This window comes from Caballeronia pedi (genome assembly GCF_001544915.2).
GTDB lineage: Bacteria > Pseudomonadota > Gammaproteobacteria > Burkholderiales > Burkholderiaceae > Caballeronia > Caballeronia pedi.
This window is the reverse complement of sequence record NZ_FCOE02000004.1, coordinates 298649-325336: the sequence shown is the minus strand read 5'-3', so window position 1 is coordinate 325336 and position 26688 is coordinate 298649. Positions and strand designations below refer to the sequence as shown.

Annotated in this window: 27 protein-coding genes and 1 tRNA gene; 13 read left to right on the top strand and 15 right to left on the bottom strand. The window is 61.4% G+C overall.

The genetic code is table 11. The features are described from left to right. Positions 1-416: 416 nt before the first annotated feature. Positions 417-1433 carry a D-2-hydroxyacid dehydrogenase family protein gene (locus tag AWB80_RS08665; protein WP_061174217.1) on the top strand — a complete coding sequence of 339 codons (1017 nt, stop codon included), beginning with the start codon at positions 417-419 and terminating at the stop codon, positions 1431-1433. 9 nt (positions 1434-1442) lie between these two features. Here AWB80_RS08665 and AWB80_RS08660 read toward each other — a convergent pair whose 3' ends face one another. From AWB80_RS08660 to AWB80_RS08650, 3 genes are read right to left on the bottom strand one after another with little or no spacing between them, the layout of a single operon-like run. Continuing rightward, complete coding sequence (locus tag AWB80_RS08660) at positions 1443-1919, bottom strand: OsmC family protein (protein WP_061174216.1); 477 nt, start codon at positions 1917-1919, stop codon at positions 1443-1445. A gap of 10 nt (positions 1920-1929) precedes the next feature. Further along, positions 1930-2799 (bottom strand): patatin-like phospholipase family protein, encoded by an 870-nt coding sequence (locus tag AWB80_RS08655; protein ID WP_061174215.1) that lies wholly within the window; start codon positions 2797-2799, stop codon positions 1930-1932. Continuing rightward, positions 2800-3207, bottom strand: a complete 408-nt coding sequence (locus AWB80_RS08650) for a PaaI family thioesterase (RefSeq protein WP_061174214.1) — start codon at positions 3205-3207, stop codon at positions 2800-2802. 154 nt (positions 3208-3361) lie between these two features. Between AWB80_RS08650 and AWB80_RS08645 the strand changes: the two genes are divergently transcribed. Then, positions 3362-3437: transfer RNA gene (locus tag AWB80_RS08645), tRNA-Lys, on the top strand. Positions 3438-3845: 408 nt separating this feature from the next. Further along, positions 3846-4097, top strand: coding sequence for a hypothetical protein (locus AWB80_RS08640; RefSeq protein WP_061174213.1), 252 nt, complete (start codon positions 3846-3848; stop codon positions 4095-4097). A 67-nt stretch (positions 4098-4164) separates the two neighbouring features. On the opposite strand, the gene AWB80_RS08635 is transcribed toward AWB80_RS08640, so the two are convergent. Then, on the bottom strand, positions 4165-4551 hold the full coding sequence (locus AWB80_RS08635; protein ID WP_061174331.1) for a DUF488 domain-containing protein: 387 nt from the start codon (positions 4549-4551) through the stop codon (positions 4165-4167). A 189-nt stretch (positions 4552-4740) separates the two neighbouring features. Between AWB80_RS08635 and AWB80_RS08630 the strand changes: the two genes are divergently transcribed. Then, complete coding sequence (locus AWB80_RS08630; RefSeq protein WP_061174330.1) at positions 4741-6123, top strand: MFS transporter; 1383 nt, start codon at positions 4741-4743, stop codon at positions 6121-6123. Positions 6124-6126: 3 nt separating this feature from the next. Here AWB80_RS08630 and dbpA read toward each other — a convergent pair whose 3' ends face one another. Both dbpA and AWB80_RS08620 read right to left on the bottom strand, forming a co-directional pair. Then, positions 6127-7509, bottom strand: coding sequence for an ATP-dependent RNA helicase DbpA (dbpA, locus tag AWB80_RS08625; protein ID WP_061174212.1), 1383 nt, complete (start codon positions 7507-7509; stop codon positions 6127-6129). A 4-nt stretch (positions 7510-7513) separates the two neighbouring features. Then, entirely contained in the window at positions 7514-7708 is a 195-nt protein-coding gene (locus AWB80_RS08620; protein WP_061174211.1) for a hypothetical protein, read from the bottom strand. Positions 7709-7861: 153 nt separating this feature from the next. Here AWB80_RS08620 and AWB80_RS08615 point away from each other — a divergent pair, with 153 nt between their 5' ends. Beyond that, positions 7862-8722 (top strand): AraC family transcriptional regulator, encoded by an 861-nt coding sequence (locus tag AWB80_RS08615; protein ID WP_061174210.1) that lies wholly within the window; start codon positions 7862-7864, stop codon positions 8720-8722. 80 nt (positions 8723-8802) lie between these two features. Here the strand turns inward: AWB80_RS08615 and gyrB are convergent, their stop codons facing one another. The 3 genes from gyrB to dnaA all read right to left on the bottom strand — a co-directional run bounded on the left by gyrB (position 8803) and on the right by dnaA (position 14295). Then, positions 8803-11286: a DNA topoisomerase (ATP-hydrolyzing) subunit B gene (gene gyrB / locus AWB80_RS08610; protein ID WP_061174329.1), complete on the bottom strand. Its 2484-nt coding sequence runs from the start codon at positions 11284-11286 to the stop codon at positions 8803-8805. Between the two features lie 113 nt (positions 11287-11399). Continuing rightward, positions 11400-12503 (bottom strand): DNA polymerase III subunit beta, encoded by a 1104-nt coding sequence (gene dnaN / locus AWB80_RS08605; RefSeq protein WP_061174209.1) that lies wholly within the window; start codon positions 12501-12503, stop codon positions 11400-11402. Between the two features lie 265 nt (positions 12504-12768). After that, positions 12769-14295: a chromosomal replication initiator protein DnaA gene (gene dnaA, locus AWB80_RS08600; RefSeq protein ID WP_061174208.1), complete on the bottom strand. Its 1527-nt coding sequence runs from the start codon at positions 14293-14295 to the stop codon at positions 12769-12771. Between the two features lie 404 nt (positions 14296-14699). Here dnaA and rpmH point away from each other — a divergent pair, with 404 nt between their 5' ends. From rpmH to yidC, 4 genes are all read left to right on the top strand, one after another. Next, the gene (rpmH, locus tag AWB80_RS08595) at positions 14700-14834 is read left to right on the top strand and encodes a 50S ribosomal protein L34 (protein WP_004198824.1); all 135 of its coding nucleotides are present in this window, start codon (positions 14700-14702) and stop codon (positions 14832-14834) included. Positions 14835-14905: 71 nt separating this feature from the next. Further along, positions 14906-15382, top strand: coding sequence for a ribonuclease P protein component (gene rnpA / locus AWB80_RS08590; RefSeq protein ID WP_061174328.1), 477 nt, complete (start codon positions 14906-14908; stop codon positions 15380-15382). 58 nt (positions 15383-15440) lie between these two features. Continuing rightward, complete coding sequence (yidD, locus tag AWB80_RS08585) at positions 15441-15758, top strand: membrane protein insertion efficiency factor YidD (RefSeq protein WP_061174327.1); 318 nt, start codon at positions 15441-15443, stop codon at positions 15756-15758. An 8-nt stretch (positions 15759-15766) separates the two neighbouring features. Beyond that, a complete protein-coding gene (gene yidC / locus AWB80_RS08580; RefSeq protein ID WP_061174207.1) occupies positions 15767-17434 on the top strand; it encodes a membrane protein insertase YidC in 1668 nt (555 codons plus the stop codon). A gap of 63 nt (positions 17435-17497) precedes the next feature. Here yidC and AWB80_RS08575 read toward each other — a convergent pair whose 3' ends face one another. Both AWB80_RS08575 and AWB80_RS08570 read right to left on the bottom strand, forming a co-directional pair. Further along, positions 17498-17911: a hypothetical protein gene (locus AWB80_RS08575; protein WP_061174206.1), complete on the bottom strand. Its 414-nt coding sequence runs from the start codon at positions 17909-17911 to the stop codon at positions 17498-17500. Positions 17912-18092: 181 nt separating this feature from the next. Then, positions 18093-18509, bottom strand: a complete 417-nt coding sequence (locus AWB80_RS08570; RefSeq protein ID WP_061174205.1) for a hypothetical protein — start codon at positions 18507-18509, stop codon at positions 18093-18095. 310 nt (positions 18510-18819) lie between these two features. On the opposite strand from AWB80_RS08570, the gene mnmE reads away from it, so the two are divergent. Continuing rightward, the gene (gene mnmE / locus AWB80_RS08565) at positions 18820-20208 is read left to right on the top strand and encodes a tRNA uridine-5-carboxymethylaminomethyl(34) synthesis GTPase MnmE (RefSeq protein ID WP_061174204.1); all 1389 of its coding nucleotides are present in this window, start codon (positions 18820-18822) and stop codon (positions 20206-20208) included. Positions 20209-20220: 12 nt separating this feature from the next. Here the strand turns inward: mnmE and AWB80_RS08560 are convergent, their stop codons facing one another. Continuing rightward, positions 20221-20691: an SgcJ/EcaC family oxidoreductase gene (locus AWB80_RS08560; RefSeq protein WP_061174203.1), complete on the bottom strand. Its 471-nt coding sequence runs from the start codon at positions 20689-20691 to the stop codon at positions 20221-20223. Next, complete coding sequence (locus tag AWB80_RS08555) at positions 20688-21314, bottom strand: LysE family translocator (RefSeq protein WP_061174202.1); 627 nt, start codon at positions 21312-21314, stop codon at positions 20688-20690. Before AWB80_RS08555 ends, AWB80_RS08560 begins: the two co-directional genes overlap by 4 nt. A gap of 400 nt (positions 21315-21714) precedes the next feature. Here AWB80_RS08555 and sap1 point away from each other — a divergent pair, with 400 nt between their 5' ends. Both sap1 and AWB80_RS08545 read left to right on the top strand, forming a co-directional pair. Beyond that, a complete protein-coding gene (gene sap1, locus AWB80_RS08550) occupies positions 21715-22059 on the top strand; it encodes a surface attachment protein Sap1 (protein ID WP_061174201.1) in 345 nt (114 codons plus the stop codon). A 248-nt stretch (positions 22060-22307) separates the two neighbouring features. Next, a complete protein-coding gene (locus AWB80_RS08545) occupies positions 22308-22859 on the top strand; it encodes a YaeQ family protein (protein WP_061174200.1) in 552 nt (183 codons plus the stop codon). Between the two features lie 4 nt (positions 22860-22863). On the opposite strand, the gene AWB80_RS08540 is transcribed toward AWB80_RS08545, so the two are convergent. Further along, positions 22864-23271 carry a VOC family protein gene (locus AWB80_RS08540; RefSeq protein ID WP_061174199.1) on the bottom strand — a complete coding sequence of 136 codons (408 nt, stop codon included), beginning with the start codon at positions 23269-23271 and terminating at the stop codon, positions 22864-22866. A gap of 1064 nt (positions 23272-24335) precedes the next feature. Between AWB80_RS08540 and AWB80_RS08535 the strand changes: the two genes are divergently transcribed. Further along, positions 24336-25904, top strand: a complete 1569-nt coding sequence (locus AWB80_RS08535) for a DNA cytosine methyltransferase (RefSeq protein ID WP_061174198.1) — start codon at positions 24336-24338, stop codon at positions 25902-25904. Here AWB80_RS08535 and AWB80_RS08530 read toward each other — a convergent pair. Next, complete coding sequence (locus tag AWB80_RS08530) at positions 25895-26368, bottom strand: very short patch repair endonuclease (protein ID WP_061174197.1); 474 nt, start codon at positions 26366-26368, stop codon at positions 25895-25897. The genes AWB80_RS08535 and AWB80_RS08530 overlap by 10 nt on opposite strands. Positions 26369-26688: the final 320 nt, after the last annotated feature.

The window sequence follows — 26688 nt, the reverse complement described above, 5'->3', positions numbered from 1 at the left end:
ACTCGAACCGCCGGGCGCTTTCGTGCACGTCCGATACGCGCGTTCGTTGCACGAATTGCGGTTCGCGAGCCAATGCGGCGTCACGGGCATGAATCCTTCGACTGCAAACCGTACCTGCTCGCGGCTTGCGTCGCAAAGGAACAAACTGTTAAAAAGAGATACTAAGTGGCCTGCCTCCTCGCCGATCACTGTGTTTTCCGCCAGTTGCGCTGGAATTCTTTTTTTGGCGCGGACCTGCGAGGCTCCGGAAAAATGGGGAGTCAAGCATAACACCGCATCGCGGGAACCTCGTGATGCAGCGCAATAACCTGCAATAGAGCGCAATTTATCGGTAGTTACCCGAATTTAAGTGCTCTATTCTCGCCCTCGCCTATAAAGCAGCACGTTTGATGCCTAACAAAAGCCAACCAATGCCCATGAAAATCGCCATTCTCGACGACTACCAGGACGCCGTCCGGAAGCTCGACTGCTTCCATTTGCTCGACGACCATGAGGTAAAGGTCTTCAATAACACGGTGCGTGGTCTCGGACAGTTGGCCAGCAGACTTTCGGAAGTGGACGCGCTCGTGTTGATTCGCGAACGCACCCGCATCAGTTCGCAATTGCTCGACAAGTGCCCGAAGCTGCGCATGATCAGCCAGACGGGGCGCGCGGGCGGCGGGCATATCGATGTCGATGCGTGCACGGAACGCGGCATCGCGGTGCTGGAGGGCACGGGCTCGCCGGTCGCGCCGGCGGAACTGACGTGGGCGCTCATCATGGCGGCGCAGCGGCGCATTCCGCAGTACGTCGCGAATCTGAAGCAAGGCGCGTGGCAGCAATCGGGGCTGAAGACATCGGCGCTGCCGCCGAACTTCGGTCTCGGTCAGGTGCTGCGCGGACAGACGCTCGGCATCTGGGGATACGGCAAGATCGGCAAGCTGGTGGCCGGTTACGGCAAAGCGTTCGGGATGAACGTGCTGGTATACGGACGCGAGCATTCGCAAGGCGCGGCGCGCGAGGACGGCTTCGCGGTCGCCGAGAGCCGCGAGGCGCTGTTCGAACAGAGCGATGTGCTCACCCTGCATCTGCGCCTGACCGACGAAACGACCGGCATCGTCAAACAGGACGATCTGATGCGCATGAAGCCGACCGCGCTCTTCGTCAACACGAGCCGCGCCGAACTGCTCGAAGAAAACGCGCTGCTCAATTCGCTGCATCACAACCGGCCGGGCATGGTCGCGGTCGATGTGTTCGAGAGCGAGCCGATTCTGCAGGGCTATGGCCTGCTGCGGCTGGAGAACGTGATCTGCACGCCGCACATCGGTTATGTAGAGCGCGAGAGCTACGAGCTGTACTTCGGCGCGGCGTTCCGCAATATCCTCGCGTTCAATGACGGCGATACGTCCAGCGTCTTCAACAAGGAAGCGCTTCAGCACGCGCGCCGCCGCTGAGCTTTCGATTCAGACCGTCGAGATATCGATCGACGGCTCGCAGCGCACCGGAAAATTCACCGAGTTCGCGATGAAGCAGAAGCGGTGCGCCTCTTCATGCAGGCGCGCCGCGAGATCGGCGTTGCCGCCCGCGCCGATCGTCACGCGCGGGCGCAACAGCACGTCGACGAAGCGCCCGTCTCCCTTCGCCTCTTCCTGCATCGTGCCGATGGCTTCATCGACATAACCCGTCACGACGATCCGGTTCGTCGCGCACAGGTGCAGATACCAGAGCATGTGGCACGACGACAGCGACGCCACGAACAACTCTTCCGGATTGTGGCGCGCGGGGTCGCCGCGAAACGCCGGATCGCTCGATGCTTCGATCGCGGTCTTGTTTCCGACGCGAACCAGATGATCGCGCGAATACGCGTCATAGGCCGAAGTGCCGGAACCGAGATTGCCCGTCCAGTCGATGCTCAGTTCGTAAGTGTGCTTCTTCGCCACGGTCTGCTCCTCAAGCGAGATGCGAAGCGGTTTCCATCACACGCGGAAGACGTTCCAGAAAATCCTCACCGTCCGCGCGGCCCAGATCATAAGCATGTTGCATTTGCGACGGGCTCGTATAGTCCCAGCTAGAAATCGGCACCTTGCGCGACGGCTGAATATAGAGGCGCTTCTGCTCGCCGTGCGGCACGATGAACATGCGCTCGCGCGGATAAAGACGCGTGACCATCACGAGCACGAGGCCCGGCGATGCGTCCAGCGCGGAGACGGGCACGTTGTCGACCATGCCGCCATCGAGAACCGGGCGGCCGTTGCGTCGCAGGATCGGCGTGAACGGCGGCGTGCTCGACGATTGCAGGATCAGATCGGCGAGATCGTCGATCGTCGCGCACTCCTGCGCTTTCAAGAATTCCGGATGAAAACCGAGCGCTTGCCCGAGCGTCGGATGCAGCGTCTTGCGCACGTACTTTTCGATGTTGTACGCGATGAGCCCCGCCGCGACGGCGCTGCGCGCGCCGAGCCAGCGCGGCAGATGCGACACGCCGATGCGGATCTCGGGCGCGTTCGTGAACTCGTGGAAGCGATCCGCGAAGATGTCGAGCAACGCCTGTCGATAGATGCGGTAATGCGGAAACACCGATCGTCCGCGCAGCAGGTTGCCCCAGTAGGCGTTGCGGGTGTTGTCGCGCAGCGCGTGCGCGTAGCAGTCCATCACCCAGCGCGACTCGTTCGTGTAGAGCATGCAGGCGGTTGCCGCGCCCGCCGATATGCCCGCGATGATGCGCGGCCTGAGGTTCAGTTCCGGCCGAATAACATCCCAGAACCCGGCTTGCCACCAGCAGCGGTTGCCGCCGCCGGCGAATACGACCTGATCGAACATTTACTTGTTGATGAGCGCGTAGGTGGTGGTGGCGTGGGCGGCGAGTTCGCCCTGTTCGTCGTGCAGGTCGATTTCCCCGAAGACGAGATTGCGGCCGCGGCGTTTGACCTTGGCTGTCACGAGGACGTCGCCGGATTTGACGGGGCGCATGAAGGTCGTGTTCAGGGACACAGTGGTCATTGGCGAGAAGCCGCCCATGACGTGCGAGATGGCGACGACCATCGCGGTATCGGCGGCGGCCATGAAGACTTGTCCGCAGATGACGCCGCCGGCGTGGCGCAAGTGGTCCGAATACGGCAGGCGCAACGTGACGGCGTTTTCATCGATGGATTCGGGCGCGAGCCGCAATTCCTTGACCCACGGGGCCAGGATGCTGTCGAGCAGGGCGCGGATGGCGGTTTCGTCCATTACGGGGATCGTGGCGTGGGAAGATGCGTCATGATACCGGGCTGAAAGGGGCGTGCTGATTCGCGTGTCGGACGGCTTCGTCAGAAATTTAAGAAATTTCTCGCGCAGGGGCTTGCGCTTCCGGAAAAGCTCCCGCTATAATCTCGTTTCTGTTGGGGCGTTAGCTCAGTTGGTAGAGCAGCGGACTCTTAATCCGTAGGTCGAGTGTTCGAGTCACTCACGCCCCACCACCAGATTCAATCAAAAAGCCCGGTCAGTGCGACCGGGCTTTTTGCTTTCTGGAATCCGCTACGTCCTATTGCCTCGTCGCGACAAAGTTTGACGTTTCGATAGAATCGGCGGCGCGGGGTCATGCCGTATTCTGTGAACGTCAGCGCGTGGTTGCGCTGGCGACAGGCTTGGCAGCCTGTAGAAGCTATTCACCCCGGTACGCCTGCGCAATGCAGGCGCATGCCGGAGAACCCCGCGAGCCCATTCGACCATGGGCACACGGTGCTTTGTCACGCCTATGGGCGGGACGTGGCAGGGAACCCGCGAGGGTTGCCGGTTATGGTGTAGCTTCCCGGTCTGCCAACCTTGTCACTGTTCCCGCCCGCCCCTGACCGGGGCGGCTCCGGGTTTTCACACAGGAGCGAGACATGGGCAAACGAAACGTTCTAACCGCGACAGGCACGGTGCGCATCGACCATCGGTTAGGTCAAATTGCCGCCAGCATCAAGCGCGCGCAAGAAACGGTTACGCAACAGAAGCAACTACTCTGCGACGATCAAGCGAAGCGCCTTGAGGCGGTCGACATTGCGTTGTCTCTCACGCTCGCGGCTGCGAAGTTGACAATGGAATACTTCAGTGAGGCGCGACCCTCGTTGCGCCCGATGGACGCCATCGAATAGCGGCTGATTGAAGACTTCGAGACCGACGGCGCGCTCACTCATGCCCAGTCACGCCCCACCACCCGATTCAAATCACCTCCGCCCCACGCGCCGTCAACAACTCCCGCAGCACCGACCGATGACACCGCGCCTCATCCTCGCAATAGCACCCGACCGACATATTCGTCTGGTGCGATAACGCCGCGAGCAGATCCAGCGTCCTGCTCGCATCCGATTCGGCCATCTCCGCCTTGAAATTCTTCACGAACGCGCGCCATGCCTTGTCATCCTCCGCGTGAAGCGCTGCCGTCACCAGCTCCTGCGACGGCGAAAGCACCGGATACCACACGTCATAAAAATCACGCTTTGCGAACTCGGCCTTCGGCACCCCACGCGGCGGCCGCCGCACCGTGCCGATACGCAACCCTTCATCCGCCGCACGCGGCGTCCCCAATCTCACGATGCGAATCGCCATCATCATCTCCGTCCTTGTGCGCACAGCATAACCGCTGATATCGCTTTGAAAGCTCCCGCGCCCCCACTCAGCGAAAACCCGCATCTTCCCGTATCGTTTCGGATTATTCTCCTTCCGCTTACATCCGGAATTCCTGCCGTGCCCACCGAAGAACGCGCCCAAACTCTGCCGCACGACCCCGACGCCCCGATGACCCCGCTCGAGCGCCGCGGCATGGCCGCGATCCTGCTCTCGGTCGCGCTCGCGACACTCGATACCGCTATCGCCAACACGGCGTTGCCGGCCATCGCCGCCGATCTGCACACGACGCCCGCCGCGTCGGTCTGGATCATCAACGCGTATCAACTCGCGATGGTCGCAACCTTGTTGCCGCTCGCCGCGCTCGGCGGCATCCTCGGTCATCGGCGCGTGTATCTCGGCGGGCTCGTCGTGTTCCTCATCGCCTCCGCCGTGTGCGCGTTCTCGTGGTCGCTGCCGACGCTCGTCGCCGCGCGTCTGCTGCAAGGCCTCGGCGCGAGCGCGATCATGAGCGTCAACGCGGCGCTCATCAGCGCGATCTTTCCGCCGCATCGGCTGGGGCGCGGCGTCGGGCTGAATGCGCTCGTGGTCGGCATCGCGTTCGCGATCGGGCCGACGGTCGCGTCGATCGTCCTTTCGCTCGGCACGTGGCCGTGGCTCTTCGCGGTCAATTTGCCGGTCGGCGTGTTCGCGTTGATGATCGCGTGGCCGTCGCTGCCGCAGACGAAGCGCGCCGAACACGGCTTCGATCGTATCGCGGCATTGCTCAACGTCGTCACCTTCGCCGCGCTGATTTTCGCGCTCGGCGAAGCGGCCCAGCGCGCGCCCGCGCAAACCGTGCTCGCGGCCTTCGGCGTCGCACTTATCGCGGGCGCGCTATTGCTGCGACGTGAACGCGGCCATCCCGCGCCGATGCTGCCCGTCGATCTCTTTCGCCGCCCGATGTTCGCGCTCTCGACCATGACCGCGATCTGCTCGTTCGCCGCGCAAGGGCTCGCGTTCGTGTCGCTGCCGTTCTTCTTCGAGAGCGTGCTGGGCCGCAGCCAGGTCGAGACGGGCTTTCTGATGACGCCGTGGTCCGCGCTCGTCGCGTTGATGGCGCCGATCGCGGGACGCCTGTCCGATCGCCATTCACCCGGTTTGCTGGGCGGCGTCGGACTGGCGATTCTGTGCGTGGGGATGGTGTCGCTCGCGATGCTGCCGGCGCAGCCGCATGCGCTGGAAATCTGCATCCGCATGGCGATCTGCGGCGCGGGCTTCGGTTTCTTTCAGTCGCCGAATTTGAAGGCGTTCATGTCGAGCGCGCCGCGCGAACGCAGTGGCGGCGCGAGCGGCACGATCGCGACATCGCGCCTGATCGGACAGGCGACGGGCGCGGCGCTCGTCGCGCTGTGCTTCAGCATCGCCGGAAAGCATGGTCCGGCGCTCGCGCTCTCGCTCGGCGCGGCCTTCGCGGGCGTGGGCAGTATCGCGAGCGGTTTGCGGCTGGTCACGCGCAACCCGTCGAAGGCGGCAACGGACGGCATCGCGCGGGAGCCGTCGCAAAAAGCCTGACGCTCACATGCGCCGCACCTTCACCTTGCGGCCCTTGAGCTTGCCCGCGCCCAGCTTGCGCTCGGCGGCATCGGCGATATTCCGTTCGACGGCCACGTACGTCACCATGTCCATCACGTTGATCTTGCCGATCTGCTTGCCGTCGAAGCCCGCTTCGCCGGTGAGCGCGCCGAGCACGTCGCCGGGACGGATCTTGTCCTTGCGGCCGCCGAGGATTTGCAACGTCGCCATCGGCGGCTTCAGATGACCCGGTTCCGCTGACGTCAGTTCGGTCAGCGGATGCCATTCCACTTCCGCGCGCTGCGCCTGTTCGATCGAGCCGACGCGCCCCATCTCGTCCATGCTCGCGAGCGACAGCGCCCAGCCTTCCTCATCGCCACGGCCCGTGCGGCCGATGCGATGCACATGCACTTCCGGATCGGGCGTCACATCGACGTTGATCACCGCTTCCAGTTGCGCGATGTCGAGACCGCGCGCGGCGACATCGGTCGCGACGAGCACCGAGCAACTGCGGTTCGCGAACTGCACCAGCACCTGATCGCGTTCGCGCTGCTCCAGTTCGCCGTGCAGCGTCAGCGCTTCGAAACCTTGCGCGCGCAGCACGTCGAGCAGATCGCGGCACTGCTGCTTGGTGTTGCAGAAAGCGATCGTGCTCACCGGGCGATAGTGGTCGAGCAACAGGCCGACCGCATGCAGACGATCTTGGTCCTCCACTTGATAGAAAATCTGCTTGATCTTCGCGTTGCTGTGCCGTTCTGTGAGCTTGATCTCGCGCGGATTGCGCAGGAACTGCTGGCTCAGTTTCACGATGCCTTCCGGATACGTCGCCGAAAACAGCAAGGTCTGGCGATCCTTCGGGCACTGGCGCGCCACCGACGCGATGTCGTCGAAGAAGCCCATGTCGAGCATGCGGTCCGCTTCGTCGAGAACCAGCGTGCGTACGGCTCCGAGCGTGAGCGTGCCGCGCTCCAGATGATCCATGATGCGGCCCGGCGTTCCCACGACGATATGCGCGCCGTGTTCGAGGCTCGCGACCTGCGGACGCATCGGCGTGCCGCCGCACAGCGTCAGCACTTTCACGTTCTCTTCCGCGCGCGCGAGGCGGCGGACTTCCTGCGTGACCTGATCAGCGAGTTCGCGCGTCGGACAGAGGATGAGCGCCTGCACGTCGAACTGGCTCGCGTCGAGGCGGGAAAGCAGCGGCAGCGTGAAGGCCGCGGTCTTGCCGCTGCCCGTTTTCGCCTGCGCGATGAGATCGTGGCCCGCGAGCGCCGGCGGCAGGCTCGCGGCCTGGATCGGCGTCATCGACAGATAGCCGAGCTGCTGCAGGTTCGACTGCATCGCCGGTGAGAGCGGCAAGCTGCTGAAGGAGGTTTCTGTGGTCATGGTTTCAGCGGGTTCCGCGCGGCGGGATGTCGGTGATCTGCTCGTACGTGGCGGTGCCATCGTCGGCATCGTGGCGTTCGACGTAGTTGCGCGCGCCGCACATCGGGCAGCGGAACAGAAGGCCCTGGCCCTCGTTCTTGATGACGACGTCGGATAGCGCCCACTCCGCGCCGCAGGACTGGTTTCGACAGGTGAACATATTCGTATTTCTCTCGTTTCGTGGCACGTGCGTGCGCTCAAAGGCGAAAGTGTACGCGTGTCTGATGCCGACGCGGTCCGCGCAAGTCCGCAAGAAATGCTAAAGCGGGTCGTGCTACTTTTCTTTCATCGAGTTTTCTTTCCGGAGCGCACGATGAACGGCAGGGTCTATGAGGCGCGGCTCGCGCGCGTGGTCGCGTATATCCACGATCATCTGGATGACGAACTGGACCTCAATCGGCTCGCCGAGGTGGCGTGTTTGTCGCCGTATCACTGGCATCGGATTTATCACGCGTTCTATGGCGAAACGGCGGCGGCGACCGTGCGGCGATTGCGCTTGCATCGGGCGGCGAATGAGCTCGTGCATGGCGCGGTGCCGATCGATTCGATCGCCGAGCGCGCCGGATATGGCAGCGTGCAGGCGTTTTCGCGGGCGTTTCAGGCGAGTTACCGGATGGCGCCGGGGCAGTTTCGTACGGAAGGCGGCGCTTCGATGTTTGTTCCTTTGGATGAAATTCGATCAGGAGACACGGCGATGCATCAAGTCGATATTCGTACTCAGCGTGGTTTTACCGTCGCCGCGATGGAGCATCGCGGGTCGTATATGAACATCGGGCGGGCGTTCGAGATGCTGTTCCACTGGCTCACGGTGCGGGGATTGGTCGATCCCCGGGCGCGCTCTCTGGGAATTTATTTCGACGATCCGGCCGCCGTGGCCGAAGATGAGCTTCGCTCGATGGCGTGTTGCGAGTTGTTCGAGCCGGATGCGGTGAAATTCGAAGCGCCGGTGTCGCGCGTGGAAGTCGCGGGCGGAGAGTTTGCGGTGCTCACGCACGTCGGGCCGTATGCGCAGCTTTGCTTCGCGTATCAGTGGCTGTATGGGGAATGGTTGCCGCAGTCGGGACGGGAAACGGGCGACGCGCCGGTGTTCGAGATTTATGTGACCGATCCGAGAGAGACGGCGCCGGCGGATCTGGTGACGGAGATTTGGGTGGCGCTGAAGGCGGTTGCTTAAACCAAAAAAGCCCGCGAAAACCGGCGCGTGCTGCGCCGAATTTCGCGGGCTTCGAAGAGGCTGGCGTTGCGCAAGTCTCCTTATACGTCGATATTCCCCGCCCTCAACGCATTACTCTCAATAAACGCCCGACGCGGCTCCACGTCATCCCCCATCAGCGTCGTGAAGATGCCATCCGCCGCAATCGCGTCCTCGATCTGCACACGCAGCAAACGCCGCACGCTCGGATCCATCGTCGTTTCCCAGAGCTGCTCGGGGTTCATCTCACCAAGCCCTTTGTAGCGCTGCTTCGAAACGTTACGCTCCGCGTCCGCGATCAACCACTTCATCGCGCTCTTGAAGTCGGTCACGGCCATCGACCGTTCGCCGCGCTTGATCAACGCGCCATCGCCGATCAAGCCCTTGAACGTATCCGCCGTCGACACGAGCTGCTTGTAATCCGCCGTCAACTGAAGGTCTTCGTCGAACACCGTGACCTTCACGTTGCCATGATGACGCCGCTTGATATGCAGCGACCGCAGCTCGCGCACCTGATCGTAAGCAGGTTCGACGCTCACTTCAGGCTTCAACGGATCGGCACGCAACCGTTCTTCCAGACGCTTCGCCGACGCTTCGGCCGCTTCCTGCGACGACAGATCGATGATCACGCCGTCCATCACCGATTCGAGCGCGGCCGCGTCATAAATCCGGCTGAGACGATCGACGACAGCCTGCGCAAGCAAATAAGCACGCGCGAGTTCGCCGAGCGCGTCGCCGGAAATCGGATCGGCGCCTTCGCTCGGAACCAGCTCGGAACCCTGCAACGCCAGCTTCAACATATGCTGATTGAGCTCGTGCGCGTCCTTCATGTACCGCTCGTCCTTGCCCGCCTTGATCTTGTAGAGCGGCGGCTGCGCGATATAGATGTACCCGCGCTCGACGATCTCCGGCATCTGCCGATAGAAGAACGTCAGCAACAGCGTGCGGATGTGCGCGCCGTCCACGTCCGCATCGGTCATGATGATGATGCGGTGATAGCGCAGCTTGTCGAGGTTGTAATCGTCCTTGCCGATGCCGCAGCCGAGCGCCGTCACCAGCGTCACGATCTGCTCCGACGAAATCAGCTTGTCGAAGCGCGCCTTCTCCACGTTGAGCACCTTGCCGCGCAACGGCAAAATCGCCTGAAACTTGCGATCGCGCCCCTGCTTGGCCGATCCGCCCGCCGAGTCACCCTCGACGATATAAATCTCCGACTTCGCCGGGTCCTTCTCCTGGCAATCCGCGAGCTTGCCCGGCAGACCGACGCCATCGAGCACGCCCTTGCGACGCGTCATCTCACGCGCCTTGCGCGCGGCATCGCGAGCACGCGCCGCATCGACGATCTTGCCCGTGATGATCTTCGCGTCGTTCGGCGTCTCCTGCAGATAGTCTTCGAGCGCCTTCGCGACGATTTCCTCGACCGGCGCGCGCACTTCCGACGACACCAGCTTGTCCTTCGTCTGCGAGCTGAACTTCGGCTCCGGCACCTTCACGGACAGCACGCACGACAGACCCTCGCGCATGTCGTCGCCGGTCGTCTCGACCTTCGCCTTCTTCGCGATTTCGTTGTCGATGATGTACTTGTTCATCACACGCGTCATCGCGGCGCGCAGGCCGGTCAGATGAGTGCCGCCGTCGCGCTGCGGAATGTTGTTCGTGAAGCAGAGCACGCTTTCGTTGAAGCTGTCGTTCCACTGCATCGCCACTTCGACGGTCACGTTCTCGCGCTCGCCGACCGCGTGGAACACGTTCGGGTGCAGCACCTGCTTCGCCTTGTTGATGTACTCGACGAAGCCCTTCACGCCGCCCCCGAACGCGAAATCGTCTTCCTTGCCGGTGCGCTGGTCCGTCAAGCGGATACGCACGCCGTTGTTCAGGAACGAAAGCTCGCGCATACGCTTCGCGAGAATGTCGTAGTGGAATTCGACATTACCGAAGATCGAGACATCAGCGAGAAAGTGCACTTCGGTGCCGCGATTTTCCGTGTCGCCGACGACGGGCATCGGCGAATACTGGATTCCGTTCTCTTCGACGATTTCGCGGTTCTGCACGACGCCGCGCGCGAACTCCATGAAGTGCTTCTTGCCGTCGCGGCGAACCGTGAGGCGCAGCCATGCGGACAGCGCGTTCACGCACGACACGCCCACGCCGTGCAGACCGCCCGACACCTTGTAGCTGTTCTGGTCGAACTTGCCGCCCGCGTGCAGCTCGGTCATGACGATTTCGGCGGCGCTGCGCTTCGGATCGTGCTTGTCGTCGCGCTTCAGGCCAGTCGGCACGCCGCGGCCGTTATCCGTGACGGAAATCGAGTTGTCCGCGTGAATGGTGACGTGAATGTCGTCGCAATAGCCTGCGAGCGCTTCGTCGATGGAGTTGTCCAGCACTTCGAAAACGAGGTGATGCAAACCGGTGCCATCCGACGTATCGCCGATATACATGCCCGGCCGCTTGCGCACAGCCTCCAGACCTTCGAGGATCTGGATGGACGATGCGCCATAGCTGTTGTCAGGCTTGTTGTCGGGCTGCGAATTTGTGTTTTCAGTCATGGAAATTTTCCGGTTCTGCGTCACTGCCTGGGTTACTGCTCGAACTTTTCAAAACACCTTAAAAACACCAAAGGGGCGCGCCGCCCCTTGGAGTGTTCTCGGTATTGCGCGCGTCAGATACGCATCGGCATCACCACGTATTTGAATTCCTCGTTCTCGGGAATCGTGATGAGCGCGCTGGAATTGGCGTCGCCAAGGCTCACCTTGAGCGTGTCGACCTTCAGATTCGCGAGCACGTCGAGCAGATAAGTGACGTTGAATCCGATATCGACGGAATCGCCCTGATAGGCGATCTCCAGCTCTTCCTGCGCCTCTTCCTGGTCGGCGTTGGTCGACATGATCTTGAGCTGGCCCGGCTCGACCAGGCAGCGCACGCCCTTGAATTTGTCGGAGGTCAGAATGGCCGCGCGCTGCAACGAACGCTGCAATTCTTCACGGCCGATTTCGAACGTGTTCTTGTGCGACTTCGGAATCACGCGCTGGAAGTCGGGGAACTTGCCCTCGACGAGCTTCGACACGAGTTCGACCTGGCCGAAGCTGAACTTCACCTGCGTCGCGGCGATGTCGATCTTCAGCGAATCGTCGATGTCTTCGAGCAAACGCTGGAGTTCGAGAATCGTCTTGCGCGGGATGATCACTTCCTGGCGCGCGAACGAACCTTCGATCTTCATCGACGAGAACGCGAGACGGTGGCCGTCGGTCGCGACCGCCATCAACTGGTCGCCGTCCACCACCAGCAACATGCCGTTCAGGTAGTAGCGGATGTCCTGCTGGGCCATCGCGAAATAGACCATGCCGAGCAACTGGCGGAACGTCTTCTGCGGAACCGAAAGGCTCGCGCCGAAGTCAGTAGCCTGGTTGACGGTGGGAAATTCGTCAGCGGCGAGCGTCTGCAGCGCGAAACGGCTCTTGCCGGAACGCACGGTCAGGCGCTTGTCGGAGAGGTCGAGCACGACTTCGCCCGAAGGCATCGCGCGCAGAATGTCGAGCAGCTTGCGCGCGGCGACCGTGGTGGCGACCTGGTCGCTGCCGACGCCGAAATCGGCGCGGGTCGTGATCTGGAGTTCGAGGTCGGTCGAGAGGAACGACACATCCGCGCCGTTCTTGGTAATGAGCAAATTGGCGAGGATCGGCAACGTATGGCGGCGTTCTACGATACCGCTCACGGTTTGCAGCGGCCTTAGAAGATTATCTCGTTCGGTCTTGACCAGTTGCATAGAGTTCCTTCGTTGATGTGACGGCCTGTCCGCCGGTTTCGCCACCAGATTTGCCCAACGGACAACCTCGTAACACGCGTTGCCGGCCCCCCGCCGGTCACTCGCGAAAACTGCGCTCGAAAGCCGCCCAGGCCACGGACGGCTAAACCTATATTGTGCCTCAAAACGGAACCGCCCCCTAAAATTGGGGGCGTTTTCGTCAAAAAACAGGCTTTCGAACGCAATAAATGACGCGTGCGTTCTTCTCGCCGCGCCCGCCGATGCCTTAGCCCTTCAGCGTCTGCTCGAGCACGTGCAGTTCGTGGTTCAGTTGCGCGTCGGTGCCGCGCTCCGCCGCGATCTTGCGCACCGCGTGCAGCACGGTCGTGTGATCGCGTCCGCCGAACAGTTCGCCGATCTCGGGCAGGCTCTTCTGCGTCAGCTCCTTCGCCAGATACATCGCGATCTGGCGCGGGCGCGCAATGTTGGCCGGCCGCTTTTTCGAGTACATGTCGGCGACCTTGATGTTGTAGAAATCGGCGACCGTCTTCTGGATGTTCTCCACCGAGATCTGGCGGTTCTGCACCGTCAACAGGTCTTTGAGCGCTTCCTTGGTCAGCTCGATCGTGATGTCGCGGCCATGGAACTTCGAATACGCGAGGATCTTGCGCAACGCGCCTTCGAGTTCGCGCACGTTCGAGCGCAGATGCTTCGCGACGAAGAACGCGACGTCTTCCGACAAACTCACGCCTTCGGACTGCGCCTTGCGCATGAGAATCGCGACGCGCATTTCCAGCTCGGGCGGCTCGATCGCGACCGTGAGGCCGGAGTCGAAGCGCGAGATCAGGCGATCGTCGATACCGGAGATTTCCTTCGGATATGTATCGCTCGTGATGATGACCTGCGCCTTGTTGGCGACGAGCGCCTCGAACGCGTAGAAGAACTCTTCCTGCGTACGCGATTTGCCCGAGAAGAACTGAATATCGTCGATGAGCAGCAGGTCGAGCGAATGGTAGTAGCGCTTGAAGTCGTCGAACGCCTTGCGCTGGTATGCCTTCACCACGTCCGACACGTATTGTTCCGCGTGAATGTAGCGAATGCGCGCGCCGGCCTTGTCCATCAACAACTGATTGCCGATGGCGTGAATCAGGTGCGTCTTGCCCAGGCCCACGCCGCCATAAAGGAAGAGCGGGTTGTACGAGATGCCGGGATTGTCCGCGACCTGAATCGCAGCCGCGCGAGCAAGCTGGTTTGCTTTACCGGTGACGAAATTGTCGAACGTCAGCACCGGATTGAGCTTCGAACGCTCGTAGGCGGAATCGGTTTCACCGCCCGCCGACGGAGCGCCGCCCGGACGCCACGTGCGCCGGCCAGCGGCGGCTTCGTTGGCGTCGAGGCTCGGGAGATCGAGATCGGCCTGATCTTCCTGCGTGGCTTGCGCCTGCTGCGCCGCTTCGGCTGCGAGCGCATTGATGTGCGCGGTGGCGTTCGCGTGCGCGACCACGGTGGGCGCGGTAGGACGGGGCGCGGCGTTCATGCCACCGCCGATCGCATTGCGCGCGGTCGCTTTCGGATCGAGGACGAATTGCACGTCGATGGGCGCGCTGAAAAAATCGCGCGCGACGTCGGCGATGCGGCCCGAGAACTGGCTTTTCACCCAGTCGAGCTTGAAGCGGTTGGGAGCGGCGATGCGCAGAGTGTTCGCGTCGGCATCGAAGTCGACCGGGGTCAGCGGCTTGATCCACGTGACGTACTGCTGCGGCGTGAGTTCACGCGCGAGCAGTGCGGAACAGTGTTCCCAGAAATCGTTCATCGAATGCGGTCGTTATGGTTGCTCCGCGCCTGCGGGCCGTGCTTGCCGAACGTTCGGACAAGTCCCGGCACAGCCGAGCAGGTATGCTCCGGAGGCTTACGCCGCAAGGGTTTGCGGGCGGACGGCGGGCCGAAGCAGCGGGCGGATATTTGGGAGTAAGGCGAGATTCTAACGCCAAACGAGGGTGGCGCGCGAGTTATCCACAGGGTCAAATCAACGCGTCCGACGGGTCGAAATTGCGCTGGAATGCGCCTTCGCGAGTGCTAAGCTATTGACGGTCAATAGGAAAACGGTTTAAATAGCGGGTTCCGCGAAAACAGAATTCCTGAACCTCCGGCCATCGCGCTTGCAGTGACCACACTGGAGCCAAGCCCGCGCGGTCAATCAACTCAAGTGAGAGCAACATGAAACGTACTTACCAACCTTCCGTGACGCGCCGCAAGCGCACCCATGGCTTCCGCGTTCGCATGAAGACCGCTGGTGGCCGCAAGGTCATCAACGCTCGCCGCGCGAAGGGCCGCAAGCGCCTGGCAATCTAAGTCTGCCGAGTGTTCGCTCGCGGTTGGATGCTGCACTCGACGGCGAGCCGCTCACGCGCCGCACAGAAGTCTTGAGACAGGACATCGTTCAGTTGCCGGCGCAGGCCGCGTTCCCCAAGGCCGCAAGGCTGCTGAAAACGGATGAGTTCTCATCCGTTTTTCGTTTGCGCCCCTGGCGTCGCTCGCCGCACTTCGTCCTGTACGGCAAGCCGTCCGGAAAGGAAGCGCGGCTCGGACTGGTGATCGGCAAGAAGCAGGCGCCGCGCGCCGTCACGCGCAATCTGATCAAGCGGCTTGCGCGCGACGCGTTCAGGCTGCGTCGCGCGCAGTTGAACGGATTCGATATTCTGGTTCGGTTGCACGCGAAGCTCGACCGCAAGGCGATGCCGAGCGCGAGTTCCCCGCCGCTTCGGGCGCTCGTCGGCAGCGAACTGGAAACATTGCTCGACCGTGCCGTGCGCGAAGTTGCGCGCCGCGCGGCCGAAACCGTGGTGGCGGCGCCCGAGGCGCCCGCCGTCGACGACACATCCGGCCCGTCAGGGTCATGAAGCGCGGTTTGCGCCAGATTTGCCTGTCATGGTGAACCCGGCGCGCGGCGCGAAGCTTATGCAAACGGCACTCATCGCGTTGTTGCGCTTCTACAAGGTTGCTGTGAGCCCGCTGCTCGGCAACCGCTGCCGCTTTTATCCTTCCTGTTCCGACTACGCACGCGAGGCAATCCAGTATCATGGCGCCGCGCATGGCACGTATCTCGCCGTGAAGCGGCTGTGCCGCTGCCATCCCCTTTCGGCGGGCGGCGTCGATCTCGTGCCTCCTGCCCGCGGTCACGCCGGCTCCGACGACGCGTCCGAGTCGCGCGCTGATTCTGCGCAAGACAAGCTTTCAACACTAAACGGCGCTGAAGCGCTTTCCGATCGACACTGAGACAACGCATGGATATCAAACGCACCGTCCTATGGGTCATCTTCTTCGTGTCAGTTGTCCTGCTGTTCGACAACTGGCAACGCGACCATGGGCGCCCGTCGATGTTCTTCCCGAGCGCGACGCAACCGGCCAAGACCGCCAGCAACCCGGCACCGGGCACAGCCGCATCCGGCGCACAGCCTTCCGAACTGCCGAACGCGCCTGCCGGCACGGCCGCGCCCGGCACGGCGACGCCGCCCGCCACGGCCCAGGCGCAACTCGTCAAGTTCACGACCGACGTGTACTCCGGCGAGATCGACACGCGCGGCGGCACGCTCTCGAAGCTCTCGCTGATCAAGGAAGGCGACGGCAAGCAGCCTGACCTCTACATCACGCTGTTCGACCACACGGCGAACCACACGTATCTCGCGCGCACGGGCCTGCTCGGCGGCGACTTCCCGAACCACAACGACATCTTCACGCCGGTGCCCGGCCAGACGTCGCTGACGGGCGACGAAAAGACGCTGAAGATCGCGTTCGAATCGCCGGTGAAGGGTGGCGTGAAGGTCATCAAGACGTACACGTTCACGCGCGGCAGCTACGTGATCAACGTCGATACGAAGATCGAGAACGTCGGCACCGCGCCGGTCTCGCCGAAGCTCTACATGGAACTCGTACGCGACAACACGCCGGTCGAAACGCCGCGCTTCTCGCATACGTTCATCGGGCCGGCGGTCTACACGGATCAGAAGCACTTCCAGAAGATCGACTTCTCCGACATCGACAAGAACAAGGCCACGTTCGAGCCGTCGTCGGATAACGGCTGGATCGCGATGGTGCAGCATTACTTCGCGTCGGCGTGGATTCCGCAGCAGGGCGTGAAGCGCGATATCTACGTGCAGAAGATCGATCCGGATCTTTATCGCGTCGGCATGACGCTGCCGGCGCAGACCATTGCGCCGGGACAGACCGCGAACGTCGATGCGCGCCTCTTCGCCGGTCCGGAAGAAGAGCGCATGCTCGAAGGCATCGCGCCGGGTCTGGAGCTCGTGAAGGATTACGGCATGGTGACGATCATCGCCAAGCCGCTCTTCTGGCTGCTCGAGAAGATCCACAGCTACGTGCACAACTGGGGCTGGGCGATCGTGCTGCTGACGCTGCTCATCAAGGCCGTGTTCTTCCCGCTGTCGGCGGCGAGCTACAAGTCGATGGCGCGCATGAAGGAAATCACGCCACGCATGCAGCAGATCCGCGAACGCTTCAAGAGCGATCCGCAGAAGATGAACGCCGAGCTGATGTCGCTGTACAAGACCGAAAAGGTCAATCCGTTCGGCGGCTGTCTGCCGGTGGTCGTGCAGATTCCGGTGTTCATCTCGCTGTACTGGGTGCTGCTGTCGTCGGTGGAAATGCGCGGCGCGCCGTGGATCGGCTGGATTCACGATCTGTCGCAACAGGACCCATACTTCATCCTGCCGGTGCTGATGGCCGTCTCGATGTTCGTGCAGACCAAGCTGAACCCGACGCCGCCCGACCCCGTTCAGGCGAAGATGATGATGTTCATGCCGATCGCGTTCTCGGTCATGTTCTTCTTCTTCCCGGCCGGTCTCGTGCTGTATTACGTGGTGAACAACGTACTGTCGATCGCGCAGCAGTATTACATCACGCGCATGATGGGTAAGAAGAAGAAGGCTGCGTAAGCGCTTCTTCTTTCCTTGGATGTGGAAACGCCCGGCTTTTGGCCGGGCGTTTTGCTTTGTGAGTTAGATATCGTCTTCGATGATGCGCGTCGCTTCACGAAGCAATGCGAGAGCCCGTTCTCGTGGAGGAACGTTGCCGTAAGGCCGAACGGGCTCGTTGGCCTCGAGGCTCGTAGCGCCATGTCCATGCGCGTCCGAAGCGCCTGTCAGCCAATCACGGGATCTTTCGACGAGCGCAGTCACAAATGGCCAGTTCTCCTCGGACGGGAATCCCTGACCATTGATCCAGCGTTGCGTGGTCGCATCCGCCAGTTGCACGCCGAATTTGGTGTAGAGCGCGGTGGCGAGAGCCTTGCCGCTACCCAATTTGAACGAATTGCTGCGAAATGGCCCCAGCTTGTTCAAGTCTGATTGTTTCGCAATGAGCGCTTCTCGGAAGCGCTTCTTGAAGGTGGCGAGAGAATGGATGCGTTTCATGAACCCGAGAATGCGCGAAAGTCGTTCTTGAGTGGCCAAAGGTCTTTTGGCGTACCAAATGCCTTTTGGCCGATGAAGGTGTCCGAACCTGGCTCCAGCCTCACGCAGTAGCGGTTCGTTCAGCGTTTCGAGGCGCCGAAGATTTATCTCAAAGTTACGAAAATTCCCCAACAAAGGCGATTCACCGCTTCATCGCCCCATAAAACTGCTCGACCAATTCCTCGAGCAAATACCGATGATGCGGCGACAGCGCCTCGATCTTCGTTGCCAGCTCCAGCGTTTCCTCGGTTGCCGGATAGTGCTCGTCGCGCGCGAGCGGCTTCGGCGTCGCCTGCGGATTGCCGCTCGGCGGCGGGCCGTAGTGCAGCCAGTGCTGGTCGACCTTGAGCCAGTCCGCGAGGGTCTTCAGCTTGTCGACGGTCGGAATCGAGCGCGCGGTGAGCCACTTGTGCGCCGTCTGTGGCGAAACCGGCTCGCCCTGGTAGCGCAAGTTGAAGTGCAATGCGAGGGCGGTCGCGCCGCGCATCTTTTCGGGTGCACGGGTCATCGAGAATTTGAGCCGCTCGGAGAAATCGGCTTTTTCTTGTGGTGTAGGCATGGGCTGGATTGTGCGAGGCAATCGCTGCTTAGGAGTCAACCAATTGCGCTATTTTTGGCGTACATATGCGTTGATTTATCTTAAATAAGAGTCGGTCATGATTGCTTTTTAGCAATGTTATTTTCGTGTATCTCCATGTTTCTTGGCGGCTCAACGAGGTAAGCGCTCAAAATTTCACGACCACGGGTGGGAAGTCACGTATCTCAAAAAAGATAATAACCGCGCTCCGCGTTCGTCCATCGCGAATCGGTGAGTTGCAGGCATCGCGATACAATGCGCGCACTTCCGAACCATCCAGTCCCCTACCGTCATGCTGAGCAACGACACCGATCCGATCGTCGCAATCGCCACCGCGCCGGGGCGTGGCGGTATCGGCGTCGTGCGCCTGTCGTTCGGCCGGGCGGGCGAAGCCGCCGCGCAAAAGGCGATGCACGCGTTGTGCGGCCAGGCACTGGCGCCGCGTCACGCCAGCTATGTGCCGTTCGTCGATGGCGACGGCGAAGCGCTCGATCGCGGCATCGCGCTCTACTTCCCCGCGCCGCACTCGTACACCGGCGAGCACGTGCTGGAGTTGCAGGGTCACGGCGGTCCGATCGTGCTGCAACTGGTTCTGCAACGCGCAATCGAAGCGGGCCGCGATTTCGGCCTGCGGCTCGCCGAGCCGGGTGAATTCACGCGGCGCGCGTTTCTCAACGACAAGCTCGATCTCGCGCAGGCGGAAGCCGTCGCCGATCTGATCGAAGCCAGCACCGAGGCTGCCGCGCGTTCGGCGGGCCGCTCGCTGGAGGGCGCGTTTTCGCGCGAGATCCACGCGCTCGTGGAGGACGTGATCACCCTGCGAATGCTCGTCGAGGCGACTCTGGATTTTCCCGAAGAGGAGATCGATTTTCTCGAAGCGGCCGACGCGCGCGGCAAACTCGCGCGCATCCGAGAACGGCTGGACACGGTTCTCGCCGATGCGCGTCAGGGCGCGCTGCTGCGCGAAGGCCTGTCAGTCGTGCTCGCAGGTCAGCCGAACGTGGGCAAATCGTCGCTGTTGAACGCGCTCGCGGGCGCGGAGCTCGCGATCGTCACGCCGATCGCCGGCACGACGCGCGACAAGGTCGCGCAGACGATTCAGGTCGAAGGCATTCCGCTGCATATCATCGATACGGCCGGACTGCGCGAGACGCAGGACGAGGTGGAACGTATCGGCATCGAGCGCACGTGGGGCGAAATCGAGCGCGCCGATGTCGTGCTTCATCTGCTCGATGCGCGTGAGGAGGTGACGTCGGAAGACCAGGCCATCGCGGCGCGCTTTCCCGCGGGCGTGCCTGTCGTGCGGGTCAGGAACAAGACGGATCTCGCAGGCGCGCCGGCCGGCACGCGCGACGGCGAAGGTCACGCGCGCGAGGTCAATCTGTCGGCGAAAACCGGCGATGGCATTGCGCTGCTGCGCGCCGAACTGTTGAGAATCGCAGGCTGGCAGGCGGGCGCGGAGAGCGTCTACCTCGCGCGCGAACGTCATCTGATCGCGCTGCGCGAAGCGCGCGATCACCTTGCGCTGGCCGCCGAACATGCAGATCAACGCTCGCAAGTGCTCGATCTTTTCGCGGAAGAACTGCGGCTCGCGCAGGACGATCTCAACGCGATTACGGGCGAATTCACGTCCGATGATCTGTTGGGCGTGATCTTCAGCCGCTTTTGCATCGGCAAGTAAACGCAGCCGGCACTACCCGCCCTCGGGCTTCCCGAGTTCACGCAACTCCGCGCTGAGCTTCTCGCTTTCCTCCGGCCGCCCGTGAAAAGCGGCAGGCGTGTTCTGAAACAGTTCGATCCGATACGCGCCGTCGCACAGCGACAGCACCATCGTCTGCGCCGCGTTCAAACCGGGTTCGAGACCCGTCGCGCCGCGCGGCCACATGCCCGCGACGGCGCGCAACAGCAGCGCCTGCCCGTTCGCCATGCGCCTCACCTCGCGCACCTTCGCCACGAAACGCGGCGTCGGGTGTTGCGTGAAGATCGGCTGAAGATGCGCCTCGATGCACGTACGCCCGTCGATCGCGCTGCCGTCAAACCCAATCAGACTGCCGCGCTCCGTAAAGCGCGCGGCCATTGCGGCTGCGTCCTGCCGGTTCCAGTCGTCGAGCAACCCGAAATACACGCGCCTTGCGCTGGCGCTCCAATCGTCTTGCTGACTCATGTTGCTTTCTTCCAGGCTGCCGCGAAGACGCCCGCGCCCATCAGGAGCGCGCCGCCCGTACGGTTCACCGCGCGCTGCACGGAAGGCTTGCGGATCGCCTTGCGCGCGCCGGACGCGAGCAGCGCGTAAGCGAACGCGTTGGCGGCCGCCAGTCCGACGAAGGTCGCCTCGAAAATCGCGATCTGCGACACGCTCGCCGCGTGCGGATCGATGAATTGCGGCACGAATGCGACGAAAAAGATGATGCTCTTCGGGTTCAGCGTAGTCACGGCGTAGGCGTGCGCCACGATGCGGCCCGTGCGCAATTCGCCGGTCGGTTGCACGGCGTCCGTATCGACGACCGGCGCGCGCCACAGCTTGATGCCGAGATACACGAGATAGGCCGCGCCGATCCACTTCACCGCCATGAACAGTTCCGCGGAGGCGGCGAGCAGCACGCCGAGGCCGAGCATCGATGCGGTCATCGCCGTGAGATCACCGAGCGCGACGCCGACCGTGGTGGCAAACGCGTACTTGCGGCCGTGGCCGAGCGCGTAGGACACGACGAGCAGTACGGTCGGGCCGGGAATCGCGACAAGAATCGCCGACGCGATCGCGAACGGCAGCCATTGAGCGAGGGTCATGCTGGGTCTCCTGAGTGTGATGCGTCGATTTATCCATGAACTCGGGAGCGTGGCAATAGGCCGTTCAGCCAGCTTGACGGTGCGACATTCCTTTTCTCGATCTGTTCGCTGACCCGCATCCGCGTCTCGTGCAGCGCACCAAAATTCACTGGGAGGCAAATTGTCGCAGCCTGATACGACAAAAGGCAGCCTTTCATTTCTCCAAAAGCATATTTGCGACGATTTTCATTTGATTCGCCTTCGACGCAATCGCACTCAAAATCCTGCGACATTCTGACGTGTTGCGATCGCACACGACATGTGCTTGCAAGTTTGCCTCACTCAACTAGCATGAGTCTTGCGGTCATCCGCTTTTAAATACATAGCTAATTTCGAAATTATTCGTTTGGGGGCTATATACATGACGAAACGCGCCAGTGCTCTTTTCGCGGTGATGGGTTTGATTGCAGCCGCTTCCGTCGCGCAAGCCCAGGACGGCGTCGTTCAGCCTCAGCAGACGTTCACCTTCCGGCCCAATTCGTATGGCTGCTTGTCCAAGGACAAGTTCGATTCGGCCGACCAGCACGCTAGAGCCGGCGAGCATCAGAAGATGCAGCAGTTTTTCGAGGGTTTTGAATGCATTTCCACTCCCGTCGATTCGCATTTTCGCGTGATTCGCGTGGTGGGCCATGACGTCGAGTTCGTCAATGCCGCCAATAGCGATACACAAGGCATGTGGACCACGGATCGTTTCATCGATCAATAAGCGGCGTTTACGCTTGAATTGACTCGGAGAAAAACCGGCGCGATCTTTTGAATCGCGTCGGCGTTTCGTTTGATCCGCGGATTAATCGTCAGCATTAGTCCAAAGCCGCGACGCTCGCTGAGCCATCGCGCGTGTGTCGCTTTTTTCCAAATTCCCCCCGATTCGCCGCACAATGTCGGTCTCGCGCGGGACTCATCGCGCCACGTCGACAACCCCTTGCGCCGGTTACCCACCGGCTTCCGTGCTGAATGGCTCTCAAATCCACGATCTACAAGGCAGACCTCCAGATTGCCGACATGGATCGCCACTACTACGGCGATCATTCCCTGACCATCGCGCGCCATCCGTCGGAGACCGACGAGCGGATGATGGTGCGCGTCGCTGCGTTCGGATTGTTCGCCGACGAGCGCCTCGAGTTCTGCAAGGGCCTTTCCGATACGGATGAGCCCGACCTCTGGCAAAAGGATCTCACCGGGCAGATCGAAACCTGGATCGAAGTCGGCCAGCCCGATGAGCGGCGTATCGCGAAGGCGAGCGGCCGTTCGGATCGCGTGATCGTCATCGCCTATGCCGGCAGGACGGCGGACATCTGGTGGAATGGCGTGAAGGGCAAGGTCGAGCGCCTGCAGAACGTGACGGTCTGGTCGCTTGCCGATGGCGTCGGCGAGGCGCTTGGCAAGCTGGCCGAACGCACGATGCGCTTGCAGTTGATGATGCAGGACGGCGAGGCGTCGCTGGGCAGCGAAACCGTCGACGCTGTGGCGATTCGCTGGAACGTGCTCAAGGCGGGCGCGGCTTGAGCTTTTATGCTTCGGGCGGCCCTTTGAGTTCAACCATGTTGCCTTCGGGATCGAACAGATAGAGGGATGGGCCGAAGCCTTGCGCGCCGTAACGCCGCGCTTCTTCGCCCAGGCGCGCACCGTGTTGTTCCAGATGCGCGCGTAACGCATCGGCATCGAACGGCTCGACGCGCACGCAGAGATGATCCATGTTGCGGCCCGCGCCCGGCTGGCCGCTGTCCGGGCGGTCGATCTTCGCGCCGACGGCCAGCAGATCGATCAGCGAGCGGCCGGCGCGCATCTGCACGAGGCCGATGTCGCGCTGTTCCTTCTCGATTGGACAGCCCAGTAAGGTGCGGTAGAAATGCACCATGTTGTCGAGATCGTCGCAACGGATCACGACGTGATCGATTTCAAGGATCTTGAAGTGCATGTGCGCCTCGCGCGGTCGATGGGAGAAGGCAGTTTAGCGCGGGCGGACGGGGTGGGCGGAATGAGAAAGGGCCTGGCGTTTAAGCCAGGGCCTTTTGAATTCGTGGGAGGAGGACTACAAAACTGACCCGTCAATCCTCCACTGGATATGGTTTCTGAGTTTCGGACTTTTATAGTTACCCCCAATATTACCCCCACCGATGCAGCGCAGCGGCGGAGCCGACTGCTCTGCCACTCTCGAAAGCACGGCGTAGGCTGGAGAACCTAGACCAGGGCGCGATCGGCCCATCAGCTTGATGCTGCAGTAGCCGAGGGAGGTAGGGCCAACAAAGGAACAGGGACTCTTGGACGAAGCCTTTTCAAAGAGGCCATCAAGGCAACCAAGCCCGCTGACTCCGCGGTCGTCCTGCTTGCTTCGCCATGCGGCGATAAGCTAGATGATCGCAAGTGGCATCGACACCTTTGAGGTGGCCCGGTGGCCGGGACGTCGACCGAGATCATCGAGAAGCGTTACGGGCATTTGAGGCATGACAGGATGCAAGCGAAGCGCGACGCGGGTCGCCATCATCTAGGACGAACAGTTGCAGTTCGGCGACGGAGCGGGCCGGCGCCGGACTTGCCACTTCAGTGCCCCCGTCGGGCGTCGGAAATCTGCGCCAGCAACGGCAGCGCGAGCCCGATACCAAGCCCGAAGAGCCCTTTCTACCGTGAAGGTTGGCTACATTCTAAGCAAGATCTTGGCGAGCGGTGTTCGCGCCATGAAGCGCGACGGTTATGGATGCCACCTCCGCCGCATCGCTCTTCGACAGGAGCCGAATGTTGATTTTCGCGATGTGTCTGGCTGGATGTTACGGGAGTTGCTGGGACGAAGGGGAGGTGGTGTAGGGGCGGAACAATTTCCTGCCTCGAAGAAGAACTTCCGTAGATGAAACGTCCGGCATTCTGAAATAGACTGGTGATGTCAAGGCCATCGGCTCCGGTCGCTCCATGGTTCATCGAGAAGGCGACTATTGTTCAAGGACCTGGTAAAGTCTCGACGTGCCGTCAACCAAAGCTAGGAATCACATGCGTGTCCCCGTCGTAGATTTATTTGCGGGCCCCGGTGGGCTGAGCGAAGGATTTTCCGCTGTCCGCGATGAGAAAGGCGAACGGGTATTCGACATCCGAGTCTCGATCGAAAAGGACCCGGTCGCACACAGGACGTTGTCGCTCCGAGCGCTGTTTCGCTCCTTGGCAGAAATTCGAGTCCCTGACTCTTATTACGACTACATCCGTGGCGACATTTCCCTCGCGTCTTTCCATGCGGATCCGAAAGTCAAAGCGTGCGTGTCCTCGGCGGCCGATGAAGCGCATTGTCTTGAACTCGGGATCGAGCCGGAGCAACGGGTAGATGCGCTGATCCGCGAGGCGGTCAAAGGTCGTGATGACTGGGTTCTGATCGGTGGCCCTCCGTGCCAGGCATATTCGATGGCAGGGCGGTCGCGCCGACGCAACGTTGATCCTACCTTCGAGGACGATCCCAAGCACTTTCTGTACAAAGAGTATCTGCGTATCATCCGCGATTTTCAGCCGGCGATTTTCGTCATGGAAAACGTGAAGGGCATGTTGTCATCGACTCACAATGGGCAACGAATCTTCGAAAGGATCATCGATGACTTGTCCGAACCGAAACCGGGAACGTTATACGACATCCGCTCCTTCGTAACCGATTCGCGTCCGGGCGGCTTGGCGCCCGATGAGTACGTGATTCAGGCGGAAAATTATGGCGTGCCGCAGACGCGACATCGCGTCATTTTGCTGGGCGTTCGCGCGGACTACGCGGGCGCACCTCATCATTTGCTCTCATCGCTCGAGTCCAGAGTTACCGTTCGAGACATGATCGGCAACATGCCTGCTCTCCGCAGCAAGCTATCTAAGGCAGCTGACGCTCAGGACGCGTGGTGCAGGGAATTAAAGGCAGCTGCGTCGCGCCTCAAGGGCTTGCAGCATCCAAAGCGCGCGCAGATAAAGGCCCTCATGCATGAAGCGGCAGTGCGCGCTCAAGATCGAATCGGCGTTGGTGGGCAGTTCGTTTCTGGCAGCTCGAAGCTGCCTCGGAGCGTGCCGGCTGAACTCGCGGCATGGATCGTCGATGCCAGGATAAGCGGAGTTTGCCAGCATGAAACTCGAGGCCACATGGCCACCGACTTGCACCGTTACCTGTTCGCATCCAGTTTTGCGGAAGTGACAGGACAATCACCCCGGTTGCGCGTATTTCCTACCGGATTCATGCCCGAGCATCAGAACGCAACGCTCGAAAATGCTCCTTTCGATGACCGCTTCCGGGTCCAGCTATTCGACGATTCCTCGACTACGGTCGTTTCTCACATTTCCAAAGACGGACACTATTACATCCATCCGGATCCTTCGCAGTGTCGGAGCCTGACTGTGAGAGAGGCCGCGCGTTTGCAGACATTTCCCGATAATTACTTTTTCGAGGGCAATCGCACGCAGCAATACCACCAAGTAGGAAATGCCGTTCCACCGTTTCTGGCGCATCAACTCGGCCAATCGGTGTACCGCTTCCTCGCGCGGCCCAAAATGGAAGCCAATCGAATCGACACACGGGTGGATTTGTTTTCTGCTTACGCCTGATTTGACCTCGAGGGCGCCTGCGCCGGGATTTGCGCGAAGAGCGAGTCTCTCAGGAGCCAGTCGACCATGTCGGCCTGGAGGTTAGAGCGGAGGTCGCCAATTCGCGTTGCGCATTCCCACACGATCAACACGCGCCAGCCGAGTGCTTTCAGTGCTTCGAGCTGGCGCTGGTCGCGCTCACGGTTGCGCGCCAGTTTCTTCTGCCAGAAATCGCGATTCGATGAAGGTGTCGTAGCAAAGCGGCAATTCGCGTGCATGTGCCAAAAACAGCCGTGGACGAATATCGCCGCTCCGTGCTTGGGCAGGATCAAGTCAGGCACACCGGGTATGTCTTGTCGGTGCAATCGATATCTAAAACCCGCTGCATGCAGCATGCTGCGCACAAGCCGCTCGGGCTTCGTGTGCTTGCTGCGGATACCCGACATCATCAGGCTCCGCTTTTCAGGGTCGACGATATCAATCATGCGCGTGGCTCCCCCGGGCGACTATCGCGAAAGACTACGAGTTTCAGGTAAGTCGCATGCATGCCGGTTTGTCAGGCCCCTTAACGCGAGGAACAGAGACGTCGAATTTCGTCAATTTAGCACTCAACGTTCCCGCATATGCAGGCAGCCAATGGCTTTCTTTCTCCTCTTCTTTACCGTTGACGTCCTTTTACTAGGCGCGCAGACAGCGGCATGCTTCAACGCACAGAACATCGACACGGTACTCCGGTCAAGGCGTGCTCGACCGCAGTCGCAAGCGCGGCGACAGCATCATTTGCAATGGACGCGTTGGCTACCTG

What these genes read in the sequence shown, in the direction of transcription:
- AWB80_RS08665 (WP_061174217.1), top strand. Translation starts at nt 417, where the DNA reads ATGAAAATCGCCATTCTCGACGACTACCAGGACGCCGTCCGGAAGCTC.
- AWB80_RS08655 (WP_061174215.1), bottom strand. Translation starts at nt 2,799, where the DNA reads ATGTTCGATCAGGTCGTATTCGCCGGCGGCGGCAACCGCTGCTGGTGG.
- AWB80_RS08650 (WP_061174214.1), bottom strand. Translation starts at nt 3,207, where the DNA reads ATGGACGAAACCGCCATCCGCGCCCTGCTCGACAGCATCCTGGCCCCG.
- AWB80_RS08640 (WP_061174213.1), top strand. Translation starts at nt 3,846, where the DNA reads ATGGGCAAACGAAACGTTCTAACCGCGACAGGCACGGTGCGCATCGAC.
- AWB80_RS08635 (WP_061174331.1), bottom strand. Translation starts at nt 4,551, where the DNA reads ATGGCGATTCGCATCGTGAGATTGGGGACGCCGCGTGCGGCGGATGAA.
- AWB80_RS08630 (WP_061174330.1), top strand. Translation starts at nt 4,741, where the DNA reads ATGACCCCGCTCGAGCGCCGCGGCATGGCCGCGATCCTGCTCTCGGTC.
- dbpA (WP_061174212.1), bottom strand. Translation starts at nt 7,509, where the DNA reads ATGACCACAGAAACCTCCTTCAGCAGCTTGCCGCTCTCACCGGCGATG.
- AWB80_RS08620 (WP_061174211.1), bottom strand. Translation starts at nt 7,708, where the DNA reads ATGTTCACCTGTCGAAACCAGTCCTGCGGCGCGGAGTGGGCGCTATCC.
- AWB80_RS08615 (WP_061174210.1), top strand. Translation starts at nt 7,862, where the DNA reads ATGAACGGCAGGGTCTATGAGGCGCGGCTCGCGCGCGTGGTCGCGTAT.
- gyrB (WP_061174329.1), bottom strand. Translation starts at nt 11,286, where the DNA reads ATGACTGAAAACACAAATTCGCAGCCCGACAACAAGCCTGACAACAGC.
- dnaN (WP_061174209.1), bottom strand. Translation starts at nt 12,503, where the DNA reads ATGCAACTGGTCAAGACCGAACGAGATAATCTTCTAAGGCCGCTGCAA.
- dnaA (WP_061174208.1), bottom strand. Translation starts at nt 14,295, where the DNA reads ATGAACGATTTCTGGGAACACTGTTCCGCACTGCTCGCGCGTGAACTC.
- rpmH (WP_004198824.1), top strand. Translation starts at nt 14,700, where the DNA reads ATGAAACGTACTTACCAACCTTCCGTGACGCGCCGCAAGCGCACCCAT.
- yidD (WP_061174327.1), top strand. Translation starts at nt 15,441, where the DNA reads ATGCAAACGGCACTCATCGCGTTGTTGCGCTTCTACAAGGTTGCTGTG.
- yidC (WP_061174207.1), top strand. Translation starts at nt 15,767, where the DNA reads ATGGATATCAAACGCACCGTCCTATGGGTCATCTTCTTCGTGTCAGTT.
- AWB80_RS08575 (WP_061174206.1), bottom strand. Translation starts at nt 17,911, where the DNA reads ATGAAACGCATCCATTCTCTCGCCACCTTCAAGAAGCGCTTCCGAGAA.
- AWB80_RS08570 (WP_061174205.1), bottom strand. Translation starts at nt 18,509, where the DNA reads ATGCCTACACCACAAGAAAAAGCCGATTTCTCCGAGCGGCTCAAATTC.
- mnmE (WP_061174204.1), top strand. Translation starts at nt 18,820, where the DNA reads ATGCTGAGCAACGACACCGATCCGATCGTCGCAATCGCCACCGCGCCG.
- AWB80_RS08560 (WP_061174203.1), bottom strand. Translation starts at nt 20,691, where the DNA reads ATGAGTCAGCAAGACGATTGGAGCGCCAGCGCAAGGCGCGTGTATTTC.
- AWB80_RS08555 (WP_061174202.1), bottom strand. Translation starts at nt 21,314, where the DNA reads ATGACCCTCGCTCAATGGCTGCCGTTCGCGATCGCGTCGGCGATTCTT.
- sap1 (WP_061174201.1), top strand. Translation starts at nt 21,715, where the DNA reads ATGACGAAACGCGCCAGTGCTCTTTTCGCGGTGATGGGTTTGATTGCA.
- AWB80_RS08545 (WP_061174200.1), top strand. Translation starts at nt 22,308, where the DNA reads ATGGCTCTCAAATCCACGATCTACAAGGCAGACCTCCAGATTGCCGAC.
- AWB80_RS08540 (WP_061174199.1), bottom strand. Translation starts at nt 23,271, where the DNA reads ATGCACTTCAAGATCCTTGAAATCGATCACGTCGTGATCCGTTGCGAC.
- AWB80_RS08535 (WP_061174198.1), top strand. Translation starts at nt 24,336, where the DNA reads ATGCGTGTCCCCGTCGTAGATTTATTTGCGGGCCCCGGTGGGCTGAGC.
- AWB80_RS08530 (WP_061174197.1), bottom strand. Translation starts at nt 26,368, where the DNA reads ATGATTGATATCGTCGACCCTGAAAAGCGGAGCCTGATGATGTCGGGT.